This is a genomic window from Lysobacter sp. CA196 (genome assembly GCF_052078695.1).
Taxonomy (GTDB): Bacteria; Pseudomonadota; Gammaproteobacteria; order Xanthomonadales; family Xanthomonadaceae; genus Lysobacter.
In genome coordinates this window covers 20347-35425 of the sequence record NZ_JBQJIN010000026.1, presented here as the reverse complement: position 1 = coordinate 35425, position 15079 = coordinate 20347, and the positions used below count along the sequence as shown (strand labels likewise).

Sequence of the window (15079 nt, the reverse complement as noted above, 5' to 3'; positions counted from 1 at the left end):
GCGTACTGTTCCCGACCGTGGCGTATGGTTAAACTTGTCATCCATGAACCAGCCTGCCTCGAACAAGCCCGAGCCGAAGCTCGACACCCCGCCCGCCGTCTCGGCCGCCGACGCCAAGTCGGAGGCCAAGCCTGAGCGCAGCGGCCGCCTCAGCGCCGACGACTGGGCCCAGGCCGCCCTCGACTTGATCGCCGAACAAGGCGTCGCTGCGGTAGCGGTCGAACCGCTCGCGCGACGTCTCGGCGTCACCAAGGGCAGCTTCTACTGGCACTTCCCTTCGCGCGATGCGCTGCTCGTCGCTGCGTTGGAGCGCTGGGAAAAAGTCGAGCAGGAAACCGTGTTCGGCCAGCTCGAGCCGATTCCCGATCCGCGCCAGCGCTTGCGTTCGCTGTTCCACCTCGTCGCCCACGAGGTCAAGTCGCACATCATTTATTCCGAGCTGCTCAAGGCGCTGGACCATCCCGCCGTGCAGCCGGTGATCGGGCGCGTCTCCGAACGCCGCCTGGATTACCTCACCGCTTCCTTCCGCCAGGCCGGCCTCAGCCGCACCGATGCACAGCATCGCGCGCGCCTGCTCTACGCCGCCTATGTCGGCTTCCTGCAACTGAACCTGCAGTTGCACCAGACCCGCATGCAACACGACGAATTCGAGGCCTATGTCGAGCACATGATGGCCACGCTGATTCCTTCGTCATGAACCTTGTTTCCACTTGATTCGCTTTTTTTCCCGTTCCCCCGGCTGGAGAGCAATGCCGTGAATGCCAATTTGAAAGACGCCGCCCCCGCGACTGCCGTGCCGGGGAGCGCGGGCAGCCTGCTGGTCGCACTCAACGAATGGGTCGCGCAAGTCGCCGCGCTGACCCGTCCCGACAAGATCCACTGGTGCGATGGCAGCGATGCCGAGTACGACGCCCTGGTCGCCCGGATGCTGGCCGACGGCACCCTCGAAACGCTGAATCAGGACACCCATCCGGGCAGCTATCTGCACCGTTCGCATCCCGACGACGTGGCCCGGGTCGAGCACCTGACCTTCGTCTGCACCAACGAGCGCGAAGACGCCGGCCCGAACAACCACTGGATGGCGCCGGCGCAGGCGCACGCCCAGATGGATGCGCTGTTCGACGGCTGCATGCGCGGCCGCACCCTGTACGTGATTCCCTACTGCATGGGCCCGATCGACTCGCCGCTGGCGCGTTGCGGCGTGGAAATCACCGACTCGCCCTACGTGGTCGCCAACATGCGCGTGATGACGCGCATGGGCGCGCAGGCGCTGGCCCGCATCGAGCGCGAGGGCAGTTTCGTGCGCGGCCTGCATTCGATCGGCGAACTCGACCCCGAGCGCCGTTTCATCATGCATTTCCCCGACGAACTGGCGATCAAGTCGTTCGGTTCGGGCTACGGCGGTAATGCGCTGCTCGGCAAGAAGTGCCACGCGCTGCGCATCGCCTCGCACCAGGCACGCAACGAAGGCTGGCTCGCCGAGCACATGCTGATCGTCGGCATCGAGAACCCGCTCGGCGAGACCCATTACGTCGCCGCCGCGTTCCCGTCGGCCTGCGGCAAAACCAACCTGGCCATGCTGATCCCGCCGGAAGGCTATCGCCACGCCGGCTGGAAGGTGTGGACGGTCGGCGACGACATCTGCTGGATGCGTCCCGGCGCCGATGGCCGCCTGTACGCGATCAATCCCGAAGCCGGTTACTTCGGCGTCGCGCCGGGCACCTCGGCCAAGTCGAACCCGAACGCGCTCAAATCGATCCAGAGCAACACCATCTTCACCAACGTCGGCGTGACCGCCGATGGCCAGCCGTGGTGGGAAGGCCTGGACGACGGCCGCACCCCGGTCACCGATTGGCGCGGCAACGCCTTCGACGCCGCCAAGGGACCGGCCGCGCATCCGAACGCGCGCTTCACCGTGTCGGCCAAGCAGTGCCCGAGCTACTCGCCGGAAGCGGAAAACCCCGCCGGCGTGCCGATCTCGGCGATCGTGTTCGGCGGCCGCCGCGCGTCGTTGGTGCCGCTGGTGTTCGAGGCCCGCGACTGGACCCACGGCGTGCTGGTCGGCGCCGCGATGGGCTCGGAAACCACCGCCGCCGCGACCGGCGCGGTCGGGGTGATGCGCCGCGACCCGATGGCGATGAAGCCGTTCTGCGGCTACAACTTCGCCGATTACTTCAGCCACTGGCTGTCGTTCGACCGCGACGGCGCGCAGTTGCCGAAGGTGTTCCACGTCAACTGGTTCCGCAAGGGCGACGACGGCAAGTTCCTGTGGCCGGGCTTCGGCGACAACCTGCGCGTGATCGAGTGGATGATCGGCCGGGTCAAGGGCGAGGCCGGCGCCACCGAAACGCCGATCGGCCATCTGCCGGATGCGCAGGACCTCAATCTGGCCGGTGTGAGCCTCAGCGACGAGGCCTACGCCAAGCTGTTCGGCTTCGACCATGCCGGTTGGAGCGCCGAGTTCGACAGCATCGGCGACTACCTGCGCGAGTACGGCCCGCGCATGCCGCAGGCCCTGCACGACGAGCAGCAGCGCATCGCTGCGGTGCTGAAGGGCTGAGCCTGGCTTTTTAGCAACGAGTGGAGAGGAACGAGTGACGAGTGGCCGCGGTCGGGTCTGCTCGGGCCTCGTTCCTCTTTCGTTTCCGGCCCAGCCGCCGGCGGCCTCCGCCGGGCCAGGGAAGGGAGCCGGCGCGGCACCCCTCGTTCCTCGTTCCTGATCTCTCGTTCCTGCCTCGTATTAGGAACGAGTGGAGAGGAACGAGTAACGAGTAACGAGTGGGCCGCGGTCGAGCCTGCTCGGGACTCGTTCCTCTTTCGTTTCCGGCCCAGCCGCCGGCGGCCTCCGCCGGGCCAGGGGAGGGAGCCGGCGCGCGCCCTCTCGTTCCTCGTTCCTCTCCACTCGTTCCTGATCCACCGCCCGCCCTTAAACCCTGAGCCGCGATCGCGCATCGGACTCAGTATGCTGACCGCCGTGAACGACCACATGCCAGACACCGCTGCCTCGATCGAAGTCGACGACGACCGTGCCCTGGTCGCTGCCGCGGCGGCCGGCGGCGTCGCGGCTTTCGAAGCGCTGTACCGCCGCCACGCCGGCCGGGTCCAGGGCGTGATCGCCCGCCTGGTCGGTTACCACGGCGCCCGCGCCGAAGACCTCACCCAGGAAGCCTTCGTCCGCGCTTGGCAGGCCCTGCCGAGCTTCCGCTTCGAATCGGCGTTCGGCACCTGGTTGCACCGGCTGGCGGTCAACACCGCCCTGATGGAACTGCGCGGACGGCGCAGCCGGCCGTTCGAGGACAGCGACGAGGACGCGTTCGAGTTGATCGGTAGCGCCGACTCGGCCGGCCATGTGATGGCCTTGTCGATGGATCTGGAACGCGCGGTCGCTACGCTGCCGCCCCGCGCCCGTGCCGTGTTGGTGCTGTACGACGTCGAAGGCTGGAAGCATGAGGAGATCGCCGCCGAACTCGGCATGGCGGTCGGCAGTTCCAAAGCACAGTTGCATCGCGCCCGCAGTCTGTTGCGGACGCGACTTGGAGAGCAGGCATGAGCGACCACAACCGAACCCCCGAAGCGAACACTCCGGAAGGCGAGCTGCCCGACGCCCTGCGCTGGCAGTTGCGTGCGCTGCGCCGGGATGCGTCGCCAACCCGCGATCTGTGGCCCGGCATCGCCGCGCGTCTTGGCGAGCAGGCGCCGCCGGCCGCTGTCGCCGAAGCGCCGACCAGTGCGCCGGTGATCGCCCTGCGTGCGCGCGAAACCGGCCGCAAGGGTTGGATGGCGCCGCTGGCGCTGGCCGCCAGCGTGGCCGCGTTGGCGATCGGCATCGCCGGACAATTCCGCGCCGAGCCCGAGTCGTCGGTGCCGGTCGCCGCCCAGGCCAAGGCGCCCGCCAGCCTGTTGCAGCGCGAAGCCGACGGCATGACCCGCCAGTACCAGGCGGCGATACGCGAGATCGCCCCGGCCACCGAACAGGCGAAAGCGATGCAGCCCGCGTTCGAGGAACTCGACCGCAACGCCGCGCTGATTCTCGATGCGCTCGCCCACGCCCCCGATTCGCGTCTGTTGCTCGAACAATTGCGCCGCACCTACGCCCGTCGCCTCGCGCTCGCACAGCGCGTGGTCTACACCTGATCCACGGAGGACGCCACGATGACCACCGCTCACCCCCAGTACCGCAGCGCTCTCCGCAATCGCCGCCGTTTCGTTCCCGTGCTCGGCCTGTTGGCATGGGCCCTGGCCGCGGCGATGCCGGCCTTCGCCGCGACGCCGATCAACCAGACCCGCCCGCTCGACCCCATGGGCAGCATCGAGATCGACAACGTCAAAGGCCTGATCCAGGTCCGCGCCTGGGACCGTCCCGAGGTCAAGATCGAGGGCAGCCTCGGCGAGGGCGTCGAGAAGCTCGAAATCGAAGGCGACCGCGAGCACCTGTCGATCAAGGTCCGCTACCCGAATCGCGGCAGCGGCATGGGCTTCCTGGTCGGCGGCGACAAGAGCGAACCGACCGAACTGCGCCTGACCGTGCCGCTGCAGGCCAAGCTGGAGATCGATGCGGTCTCGGCCAACGTCGACGTCAACGGCGTCGCGCCGCGCGACCTCAGCATCGACAGCGTCAGCGGCGATGTGATCGTCGCTGCGGCCCCGCGCGAGGCCGAAATCGAAAGCGTCAGCGGCGATCTGCGCCTGACCCTCAACAGCCCGAAAGTCTCGGCCCAGACCGTCAGCGGCGACCTCAGCCTGCGTGGCCGGCTCAACGGCGAGGTCGACATCGAGACCGTGTCGGGCAAGGTCGACGTGACCACGCGCGAATCGCGCCTGGCCAAGCTGTCGGGCAATTCGGTGTCGGGCGACCTGCGCGTGACCGGGGCCCTGGCCGACGGCGGCGAGATCTCGCTGGAAACGGTCAGCGGCGACGTCCGTCTGTCGCTGCCGCGCGCGCTGTCGGCGAGCGTGCACGGACAGAGTTTCAGCGGCGATCTCAGCGCGCCCGACGCGCAGATCGTCCGGCCCAAGCACGGTCCGGGTTCGAGCTTCGAGCACCGCTACGGCAACGGCAGCGGCTCGATCAAGATCGAGACCTTCTCCGGCGACGCGAGCCTGGAGCTGAACTGAGCGAAGCAGGCGCGCCGGGGTCCCTGGAATCGCCTATCCCGGCGCGCAGGCCGCCACCGCGGCCACTCTGGGCGGCGCAACGCCGCCGGTGTATGTTCCTCGCCTAGGCGCGCCCGGCGCGCCATCGATGCAGTGCCGATCGCGCCCTCAGTGGCGCGGTCGCAGTTCCGTCCGGCGAGGGAAGCGGTCTTGAACGAACAGGTCAATCAACTGGTCCAGGCCGCCGGCCTGGCCTCGCGCGCCGGCCGTTGGCAGGAAGCCGAAGCGCTGTGGAGCCAGGTGCGCAGCCTCGCGCCGCAGCACCCGCAAGCGCTTTACAGCCTCGGCATCCACGCCCTGCAGCGCGGCGACACCCGCGGTGCGGTCGAGCTGTTGCAGGCCGCGCATCGCGCCGCACCGAACGACCCGATGATCCTGCTCTCGATCGGCATGGTTCAACGCGAACGCGGCGACGCCACGGCCGAGTGGGAGGCGATCAGCGCCGCCCTCGTCGCCGACCCGTATTTCCTGGCCGGGCTGCTGGCCAAGGCCGCCTTCCTCGAACGCACCGGCAAGGCGCGGGCGGCGGCGCAGGCCTATCGCAACGCCTTGACGGTCGCGCCGCCGGAGCCGCACTGGCCGGACATGTTGAAGACCCAGTTGCTCCACGCCAAGGGCAAGGTCCAGCAACATTCCGACGAGTTCAGCGAGTTTCTCGCCCATCGCGTCGGCGGCCCGCGCGCCGCGCTCGAGGCCGGCGTGCTCGGGCGCTGGGACGAGGCCGCCTCGATCATGGTCGGGCGCAGCAAGCCGTATCACGCCGACTGCAACCAGCTGTGCATACCGCGGCTGCCGGCGATCCCGTTCTACGACCGCGCCCAGTTCCCCTGGGTGCCCGAACTGGAAGCGCGCACTTACGAGATCCAGCGCGAGATGCGCGAGGTGCTGCGCAACGAGCAGGCCGAGTTCACGCCGTACATCGAGTACCAGCCCGGCGACCCGGTCAACCAGTGGCAGGAGCTCAACCACTCGCGGCGCTGGAGCACCTACAAACTGTGGAGTTACGCCCAGCCGGTGCACGAACACCTGGCGCTGTGCCCGCAGACCCGAGCCGCGCTGGAAGCGGTGGACATGGCCCAGATCGCCGACGTCTGCCCGAACGCGATGTTTTCGGCGCTGGCGCCGCACACCCACATCCCGCCGCACCACGGCGAGACCAATGCGCGCCTGGTCGTGCATTTGCCGCTCATCGTGCCCGAGCATTGCCGCTACCGGGTCGGTTTCGAGCGGCGCGAATGGAAGGTCGGCGAAGTGCTGATCTTCGACGACTCGATCGAACACGAGGCGCACAACGACAGCGACGAACTGCGCGTGGTGCTGATCTTCGACGTCTGGAATCCGCTGCTGTCGCTGGCCGAACGCGACATGGTCGACGCGATGATGCGGGCGCATCGGGATTTCCTGGCGGGCTGAGGCGCGCCGTCACGAGGGCAGAGCGTTGGTCGCCGAGCCGGTTCTCGGCCCGACCGGGGCGCTGTTCCAGTTTCATTCTCAGACTCACTCCCGGATCCAGCTCGGCCCAGCTCGGCTCCGGCCCTAGCCCAGCTCCGGCTATAGCCGTTGCTGTTGCTGTGCGCAGCCACGCACTCGCGAAGGCCAAAGAAGACCCGGAGGGCGGCCCGCAAGGATGCGGGCCGTTTTTCATCGGGACAGGGATGTCCCGTATGAAAAATCCCTGCGGATGCATCGATCGTGCGGGCCTGTGATTCAAAGAGAAGCATTTTTCTTTGGTTAGCTTTCTTTTGTTGCTTTAGACAAAAGAAAGTAACCCGCCATTTTAGTGGCGGAAGCTTTTGGCGTTTGATCCTGATCTTGTTTTAAAGATGCGCCGCAAGACCGTCGCAACGCGGTCGCGGCTCGCGCCGCTCCTACCCTTAGAAGCCGCGACCACCACGCCTCGACCTCTCGCTGGAGCCCAGGGTAGGAGCGACGCAAGTCGCGACCACGCCCTGTCGGCCTCCGGCGTTTCGACCAAGCAACAGCAGAGCTTCCGTCCGCTGACGCGGCCGGGTTACTTTCTTTTGCTAAGCCCAAAAGAAAGGTAACCAAAGAAAAGGGCTTTCCTTGACGAAGCTCCCCTGCGAGCACGCAGCTTGCGCCGGGATTTTTCGATAAGACGTCCCTGTCTTATCGAAAAACGGCGCACGTCCTGTGCGCCGCCCTCCGGGTCTCCAGGTGTTCTCGCAAGTTCGGAACTGCGCCAAGCTCATTACAGCAACAGCAACAGCAACAGCCATGGCAACGGCCAGGGTCGGGATGGGGGCCAGAGCCAGAGCACATCCCCCTTAGTTTCCGCCGCCCACAAAAAAAGGCGGGCCGAAGCCCGCCTCAATTCGACTCGGATGATGCTTTTTATTAGAAGCGCATCGTCAGGCCCAGGGTGTAGTAACGACCCAGGGTGTCGTAGTACTGCGGGAACGTGTTGCCGCTGTTGAAGCCGGTGCTGCCGATGTTGCTGCCCACGACCGGCGGCTTCTTGTCGGCGACGTTGTTCACGGTGAAGTTGATGCGAGCGTTCCACGGCAGTTCATAGGCCATGGTCAGATCGAAGTAGTCGTACGAATCGATCGAGGTGTAGTCCGGGAACCACTCGATCGGACCCGGTTCGACGTCGACCGAGCTCAGGTGACGCCAGTTGAAGCCGAGCTCGAAGTCCTTGATCGACCACACCGCGCGGAAGTTCGACTTGTAGTCGTACACGATGCCGGCGATGACGTTGCACGACACGCCGTAGACGCCGACGCAGTCGTGCTTGCCGACCTGCGGGTCGCCCTGGTAGTCGTAGGTGTCGGTCTTGGTCAGGTCGAGCGCGAAGTCCAGGCGGCCCCACTCGTTGCTCAGCGGGATGCCGTAGCGAACGCCCAGGTCCCAACCGTCGGTGGTGATGCGGCCCTTGTTCGAGCGGTTGAGGAACGGACCGCGTGCTTCGCCGTTGAGCGAACCGTCGGCCACTTCGCGCGCGCCGATCATCAGCTGGCACATCGGGTGGGTGATGCTGAGGGTCGGGTTGAACTCGCGGTCGTAGCAACCGAACAGCGCATCGCCGAGCACCGGACGGGTGATCGCGTCCTTGATGTCGATCTTCCAGTAGTCCAGGGTGATCGACAGGTCTTCCATCGGCTGCCACACCAGACCGAGGGTCTGGGTGTCGGCCTTCTCCGGGCCCAGGATCGGGTTGCCGCCGACGAAGGCGTTGGCCTGACCCGCGCTCGGACCGTCGACGCCGCCCTGGCTGTCGAGGATCGCTTGCGGCACGCCGGTGGCGACGCAGAGCGCTGCGACCGAACCGGTCACGCCGCCGTTGAGCGCCAGCTGCGAGGCTTCGCAGGGATCGACCGCGGTGTTGTCCAGGCCGGTGACGACCGGCTGGAACAGCTCGTTGATGTTCGGGGCGCGGGTCGCGCGCTGGAACATGCCGCGGAAACGCAGGGTTTCGATCGGAGCCCATTCCAGGCCGTACTTGTAGCTGCCGTAGTCGGTGTCGGTCTGACCCGACTTGAACTCGGTGTGGCGGTAGCCGGCTTCGAAGTTCAAGGCGTGCGCGCCGGTCTTGCCGCTGATCAGCGGCACGATCGTTTCGAAGTAAGCCTCACGCAGCTTCAGGCTGCCCTCGACGTCGGGATTGGCGCCGCCCGAACCCTGCACTTCTTCCGGATCGCGCGAAGCCGCGTCGGCGCGGTTCAGCGCCGTCATCTTGCGGCCTTCCAGGCCGAACGCCATGCCGATCGGGTAATCGGCCCACGGGCTCTTGAAGTTGTCGCCCAGGTCGCCGTTGACCGAACCGGACCAGACTTCCTGTTCGACGCGCTGGGTGGCGAAGGTCAGCACTTCGAGGAACTTCTTCGAGTTGGTGCCGATGGTGCCTTCCACGCCCCACAGGTTGAGCGGGATGCAGCCGTTGGTCGGGTCGACGCAGTTGACGCCGTCGGTCGACAACAGAGCCTGCTGGGTGCGGGCCTTGGACAGGAAGCCGGCCGACACGGTCAGCTGGTCGGCTTCGCCGTGCGACCAGTAGGCGTCATAGCGCCAACGGTCGTTGATCTCGCCGCGCAGACCCAGGGTGGCCTGGAAGACCTTGTTCTGGAAGTCGGTCGAGCGGGTGCCGAGCTCGGTGGTGCGGCGGTTCAAGGTGGTGTTGACCGTGGTCGGGCTGCCGACCACGCAGTTGGCGGCCGGCACGCCGAACTGGGTGCAGATCTGCTGGCGCGCCGGTTCGGGGATCAGCGGGTTGCCGATGCCCAGGTCGAAACGGCCGCCGAACAGGCCGCCCGGAGCGATCTGCGAGAACACGTTCGAACGCGTGTAGAGCAGCTGGGTGTAAGCCTCTGCGTGCTCGTTGATCTCGTAGCGGCCGAGTGCGGTGGCCTGCCAACGATCCAGCGCGGTCTGGTTGAAGTTGAACGGGTTGTAGTTGAACGGGGTGACGATGCGATCGAAACGGCCGGTGGCCGGATTGATCTGGCCGAGCGGACCGACGCGGGTCGGGATCGAGGTGCCCGAACCGCCGGCTTCGCCGCTGGTCGAGTCGAGGTTGAACTCGGAGAAGCCGCGCGAACCCTGCAGCAGCGGGTCGTTGTCGGTCTTGCCCAGGCTCAGCACGAAGTTGCCGCGGCCGTCGTCCAGGTTCATGCCCAGGGTGACGGTGGTGTTGCGGCGATCGCCGTCCTGCTTGCTCGACTGGCCGTAGCTGGTGTTGACCTCTACGCCTTCGAAGTTGCGCTTGAGGACGAAGTTGACCACGCCCGAGACGGCGTCTGCGCCGTACACGGCCGATGCGCCGCCGGTGACCAGGTCGACGCTGTCGATCAGCGCGACCGGGATGACGTTGGTGTCGACCACGCCGAACAGGTTGAACGGAACGACGCGACGGCCGTCCATCAGCACCACGGTGCGGTTGTCGCCGAGGCCGCGCAGGTTGATCGTGGCGCCGCCGTTGGCGCCGTTGTTGGTGCCGGGGCCGATGGCCGGCACAGCGCCGGGCAGGACCTTGAGGAAGTCTTCGGCGGTGACCGGCTGGTTGCGGTCGATCTCTTCGCGATCGACGGTCATGACCGGGCTGTTGGTCGTCAGGCCGGGAATGGAAATGCGGCTACCAGTGACCTGGATGCGATCCAGGGTGGTGGCGTCTTCGGCGGGCGCAGCGGCGGGTGCCGTGGCGTCCTGGGCCGAGGCGAGGCCGGTACCGGCCAGGCTGGTCGCGCCCACGCACAACGCGAAGACGATCGCGTCACGCAGTTTGGTGGTCTTCAGGGTCATCTCTCTCTCCAAGTCTGTCCTGAACGAACGGGTCCCAAGCAAAGGGGCTAGCCAAACGGCGCATACGTAAAGGCCTAAATTGGCAAAGCCGGCCCGATAGTAGACGCCTTGGCCGAGTAATTAAAGTGTTGTTAAGTGCTTTTTTGTCGCAAAACGCCTTGCGACGCGGTTTTTGGCCCCGCAAAAGAAAACGGCCCCCCGAAGGAGGCCGTTTTGGTGTTGCGGCAACGCGTGTTGCTTAGAAGCGCTGCTGGTACTTCATGTACACGAAGCGACCGATGTCGAACTGGCCCTGGTAGGACACGTTCGCGCTCGGCTGGCTGTACACGCTCGGGCCGACGTGATCGAACACGTTGTTGGCGCCGAGTGCGACAGTCGCATTCCACGGGGTCGCGAAGCGGACTTCGAGGTCGTGGAAGGTGTTGGAACCGAGCTTGTTGGTCGGACGCGTCTGAGCGGCGTTGGCGGCGCGGAAGGTCGGGTTGTCGCACTCGCTCGGGAAGAGCGTGGCCGACAAGCAGGTTTCCTTCATCGAGGAGTAGTAGCGAGCACCCCAGGTTGCGCTGACCGGACCCTTCTCCCAGCTCAGGCTGGCGTTGGAACGGACACGGAACGTGCCGGTGAAGCCCGGCGACGTCGCGTAGCCGACCAGCTGCTGCGGCAGGGTGGTTGCGCCCGTATCGGTCTTGATCTCGTCCTTCGTGGTGTAGGTCGACTGCCAGTTCAGAGCGAAGTTGCCGTACTGCGTGGGCAGACGGTAGTTCAGCTCGAAGTCGTAGCCTTCCGCTTCACGATAGCCGGCGTTGATGCTGGTGAAGTTCAGGCTGTTGACGTAGCCCAGGACCGGATCGCGGGTGAAACCGGCGCAACGAGCGGCGTCGTTCTGCAGGTAGCAGTCGTTGAGCATCTGCGTCGGCGTGTCGGCGACGATGGTGTCTTCGATCTTGATCGTCCACCAGTCGAGGCTGACGTTCAGGCCTTCGACGAAGCCCGGGCTCCAGACCAGACCCAGCGTCTTCGACTCCGAGGTTTCCGGAATCAGGTTCGGGTTCGAACCGGAGAAGAACGCCACCGGCGTCTGCGCGTTGGAGCCGGTCGCCGGGACGAAGCCCTGCTGCAGCTGACGGAAAGTCGCTGCGTTGACGATGTCGGCCGAGCAACGTGCGTTGCCGCGAGCGGCACCGAAGGTGGTGTCGCAGGGATCGGTGAAGAACGAGAAGGTCTGCGAGCCGCCACCATACAGATCGTTGATGGTCGGAGCGCGGAAGCCTTCAGCCCAGGTGCCGCGGACCAGCAACGAGTCGATCGGCTTCCACTTGAAACCGAACTTGTTGTTGACCGTGTCGCCGAAGGTGTCGTAGTCCGAATAACGGCTGGCGACGCTGAAGCTCAGTTCCTTGGCGCCCGGCAGATCGGCGAGCAGCGGGATCGCGAGCTCGACGAAGAACTCGTCGACCTTGTACGAACCTTGGGTCGGACCGCCGGCGAGGGTGGTCGAGTTGCCGGTCACGGCCTGCGCGTCGGGGATGAAGCGACCTTCTTCCTTGCGGTGTTCATAGCCGACCGCGAAGCCCAGGTCGCCGCCCGGAAGGGCGAACAACGAGCCGGCGAGGTTGGCGCTGTACACGCTGGTTTCGGTCTCGCCGCTGGAGTTCAGGCGCTGGAACAGGTAGTCCTGCAGGGCCTGGTTGCCGGTGAGGCCGCCGTCGCCGGTGCGGCCGTAGGGGATGAACGGATTCCACGGCACGCACTGGGTCAGCGGGATCGGGCTGGCGGCCGAGCCGCACTGGACGACGCCGTTGGCGTTGAGGAACGACGGGCCCACCGCTTGCTTGGTGCGCTCGATGTTCAGGTTACCGTAGTTTTCCTGGGTGACCTTGTTGTTGTTGTACAGGTAGCCCACGTCCCAATCGAAGGTGCGCTCGCCGATGTCGAAGTTGCCTTCGAGACCGGCGGCGAAGCGCCAGGTGGTCGAGGTGGGCTTGTCGGTACGCGGAATTTCCCAGGTACGGCGCCAGAAGTTGACGTCCTGCGGGGTGGCGAAGCCGTGCTTGGTGCCGACCGGGTTGTAGTAGCTGTCGCGCGACATGCGGAAGCCGCCCGGGATCGGACCGGCCGAAGCGCTCTGGAACGGATAGCCGGCGACCTGGCGTTCTGCATCGCGCGACGAGTACAGGATGTCGCTGCGGAAGCGCAGCTTGTCGTTGATGTCGAACACGCCGTTGACGAACAGCGAGCGGCTCTCCACCGGCGTACGCAGGTGCGTCTGCAGGTTGGTGTTGCTCTTGTCGATCGGCGAACCGTTCGGATCGGCAGCGGTGCCGCCGGTGTTCGCGTTCTGGGCGTGGTAGTTGGCGATGTTGCGGAAGTCCGCGCCGGCGTTGAGCACGCGGTTGCCGCCGAGCGCGGTCGGCAGGTTGATCACGCCCCACTGGCTGACCGTAGTCCAGCCACGGGTCGGGTGCATGCCGCCCTGCGGATAGGCCGAGAATTCGCGGTCGCCCGAGAACACCGCTTCTTCCTTGCGGTATTCGACGGCGGCGGTCAGCGAACCGCGGTCACCGGTGAAACCGAGGACGAAATCGGCACGCGTGGTTGCGCCGTCGCCCTGGCTGTACTGGCCGTAGTAGGCGTTGGCGGTGGCGCCTTCGAAGTTGGTGCGGGTGATGATGTTGACCACGCCGGCGATGGCGTCGGAGCCGTAGATCGACGAGGCGCCGTCCTTCAGCACTTCGATGCGCTCGACCGCGGCGGTCGGGATCAGCGAGACGTCCTGGAAGCCGCTGGTGCTGATGCCCAGGCGCTTGCCGTTGACGAGGATCAGGGTGCGGGTGGCACCGAGGTTACGCATGCTGATGAACTGGCCGCCGACGTTTTCGCCGGCCGACAGCGGCTGAGCGCGGCTGATCGCCGGTGCGCCGACTGCAGAGATGTTCTGCAGGATTTCGGCGACCGACTGGAAGCCCTGCTTCTCGATGTCCGCGCGGGTGATCGAGAGAACCGGCTGTGCGGTTTCGAGATCGACCTGACGGATGCGCGAACCGGTGACCTCGATGCGGTCGAGGGTGGTCGCTTCCTTCTGGGCGGGGGCGCTCGCTTCCTGCGCGCCGGCGGCACCTGCGAGGGCCGTCGAGCCCACTGCGAGCGCGAAGGTAATCGCGTCGCGGAGCTTGGTGGTTTTAAAAGTCATTCTCTCTCTCTCCGAATCGGTCTGGTGTACCCGTGTATCCCGCCGGAGGAGTCAAATCAGACGCCAAGGCCGGCAAGGTTCGCCGATCCTAACCGCGCCTTCGGAAAAATTAAAGTGTCGTTAAGCGTCTATTTGTGACGTATGCGGCTGGCGGGTTGTGAGCCCGTCTCCACGTACTTTCCCGTACATTTTCGTGGGCTGGCCGCCGGCTGCGGTTAATGTGCCTATTCAGCTTGGCGGCGCGGTCGGTCCGGCCCGGTTCACGGGCGGGAAAGGGCATGGCCGGGGTGGTCGAGAGGCGGCCGGCCGGCGATCAAAAAGCCGTTTTTGGGCAAGCGATCGCGTTGCCGTCAGCGGGAACGGCGCGTAGCGAGGGGTCGCAGCGCAGTCCGATGCGCAGCCTTTAGAAGCCGTGGCCGCGCAAAGCCGAAGTCGTCCGCAGGACGGGGAAGTTGAGGCGCATCGCCTTGTATCGATCGAGCCGGTCGGGTCGGAACCCGGTCAGAGATCCTGCTCGTAACGGACGTAGGGCACGGTGCCTTCGTCCTTCTCGCCGTTGCCCGGGGCGAACGGGTTCTTGCCACGGGTAACGACGTTTTCGGCGCCGACGGTCAGCTGGCCGCTCCACGGCGTACGCCAGGTCAGACCGACGCCGAGACCTTCCCATTGGCCTGGGCCCGGGGTGTCGACGACGCGGCCGATGATGTTGGCGCCGAAATTGCCGACGCCCGCACCGAGGGTGATGCTCTTGCTGCTCCAGCGATCGGCCAGCCCGGGCATCTCGCCGGCCGGGATCAGGCGCGCGCGCGCTCGGGTGCCACCAATCGAGACCAGCGCGTAGCCGCTGCCGATGTCTTTCTGGCCGTAGACGGTGAGAGTGTTCTGTTCGATCCGGCTGGGCCGGCTGTTCGGGCTCAGCCAGGCCGGCATGGTGTCGCGGCCGCTGCCGACGGAAACGCCGACGCGGCCGCCGGGACGGCTGATGCTGGCGCCGGCGGTCACCTGGCGGCTGTCGCTGCGAGCGTCGTCTTCGTCGAGAGAGGCGAGCAGGCAGTGATTGGCGAGATTGCCGACCACGCCGGCCAGGCCGGTCTTGCGATCGCAGACCAGGCCGAGGCCGTCGCCGGCATCGAGGCCGAGCGCGGCGTCGAAGGTGTTGTTGCCGGATTTCCAGCGTATGCCGGCCGCCTGGTTGCTGGCGGGCTCCAACTGCAGCAGGTATTCGAGCTTGCCGTTGTTCTGGTTCCACACCGGCAAATAGGTGGTTTCCGCACGCTTGCCCGGCAAAACCTGCGCATGCGCGCCCGCAGCTACGCCGAAGGCGAGCGACAGGACAAGCGGCAATTGGCGCAGGTGCTTGAGCATGGATTCTTTAGGTGTGCGGACCGTCGTTATGACCGGGTGAAGCCGGCCAAGTTCCCCATTTCTTGCGGCCCGACTATAGCCGGTTTATGTTTATTTAACAATCGGGACGATGTC

At 66.1% G+C, this 15079-nt stretch carries 9 protein-coding genes; 6 read left to right on the top strand and 3 right to left on the bottom strand.

What is annotated here, in order from left to right:
- Positions 1–43: 43 nt before the first annotated feature.
- The 6 genes from ACTOWK_RS18755 (at position 44) to ACTOWK_RS18730 (ending at position 6567) form a co-directional block, all read left to right on the top strand.
- Positions 44–697, top strand: a complete 654-nt coding sequence (locus ACTOWK_RS18755; RefSeq protein WP_441331612.1) for a TetR/AcrR family transcriptional regulator — start codon at positions 44–46, stop codon at positions 695–697.
- Positions 698–754: 57 nt separating this feature from the next.
- Positions 755–2560, top strand: coding sequence for a phosphoenolpyruvate carboxykinase (GTP) (locus tag ACTOWK_RS18750; RefSeq protein WP_441331611.1), 1806 nt, complete (start codon positions 755–757; stop codon positions 2558–2560).
- Between the two features lie 426 nt (positions 2561–2986).
- A complete protein-coding gene (locus tag ACTOWK_RS18745) occupies positions 2987–3550 on the top strand; it encodes an RNA polymerase sigma factor (RefSeq protein ID WP_441331610.1) in 564 nt (187 codons plus the stop codon).
- On the top strand, positions 3547–4134 hold the full coding sequence (locus ACTOWK_RS18740; RefSeq protein WP_441331609.1) for a hypothetical protein: 588 nt from the start codon (positions 3547–3549) through the stop codon (positions 4132–4134). Before ACTOWK_RS18745 ends, ACTOWK_RS18740 begins: the two co-directional genes overlap by 4 nt.
- Before the next feature lie 18 nt (positions 4135–4152).
- Entirely contained in the window at positions 4153–5115 is a 963-nt protein-coding gene (locus tag ACTOWK_RS18735) for a DUF4097 family beta strand repeat-containing protein (protein ID WP_441331608.1), read from the top strand.
- A 189-nt stretch (positions 5116–5304) separates the two neighbouring features.
- Complete coding sequence (locus ACTOWK_RS18730; RefSeq protein WP_441331607.1) at positions 5305–6567, top strand: aspartyl/asparaginyl beta-hydroxylase domain-containing protein; 1263 nt, start codon at positions 5305–5307, stop codon at positions 6565–6567.
- A gap of 942 nt (positions 6568–7509) precedes the next feature.
- Here ACTOWK_RS18730 and ACTOWK_RS18725 read toward each other — a convergent pair.
- From ACTOWK_RS18725 to ACTOWK_RS18715, 3 genes are all read right to left on the bottom strand, one after another.
- Entirely contained in the window at positions 7510–10410 is a 2901-nt protein-coding gene (locus ACTOWK_RS18725) for a TonB-dependent receptor domain-containing protein (RefSeq protein ID WP_441331606.1), read from the bottom strand.
- 238 nt (positions 10411–10648) lie between these two features.
- Positions 10649–13600: a TonB-dependent receptor gene (locus ACTOWK_RS18720; protein WP_441331605.1), complete on the bottom strand. Its 2952-nt coding sequence runs from the start codon at positions 13598–13600 to the stop codon at positions 10649–10651.
- A gap of 501 nt (positions 13601–14101) precedes the next feature.
- Positions 14102–14965: an XOO1806 family protein gene (locus tag ACTOWK_RS18715; RefSeq protein WP_441331604.1), complete on the bottom strand. Its 864-nt coding sequence runs from the start codon at positions 14963–14965 to the stop codon at positions 14102–14104.
- Positions 14966–15079 lie beyond the last annotated feature (114 nt).

Bases quoted from the DNA above. Each gene is read 5' to 3' on its own strand.
- ACTOWK_RS18735 (WP_441331608.1), top strand. From the start codon at position 4,153: ATGACCACCGCTCACCCCCAGTACCGCAGCGCTCTCCGCAATCGCCGC.
- ACTOWK_RS18715 (WP_441331604.1), bottom strand. From the start codon at position 14,965: ATGCTCAAGCACCTGCGCCAATTGCCGCTTGTCCTGTCGCTCGCCTTC.
- ACTOWK_RS18755 (WP_441331612.1), top strand. From the start codon at position 44: ATGAACCAGCCTGCCTCGAACAAGCCCGAGCCGAAGCTCGACACCCCG.
- ACTOWK_RS18745 (WP_441331610.1), top strand. From the start codon at position 2,987: ATGCCAGACACCGCTGCCTCGATCGAAGTCGACGACGACCGTGCCCTG.
- ACTOWK_RS18725 (WP_441331606.1), bottom strand. From the start codon at position 10,410: ATGACCCTGAAGACCACCAAACTGCGTGACGCGATCGTCTTCGCGTTG.
- ACTOWK_RS18740 (WP_441331609.1), top strand. From the start codon at position 3,547: ATGAGCGACCACAACCGAACCCCCGAAGCGAACACTCCGGAAGGCGAG.
- ACTOWK_RS18720 (WP_441331605.1), bottom strand. From the start codon at position 13,600: ATGACTTTTAAAACCACCAAGCTCCGCGACGCGATTACCTTCGCGCTC.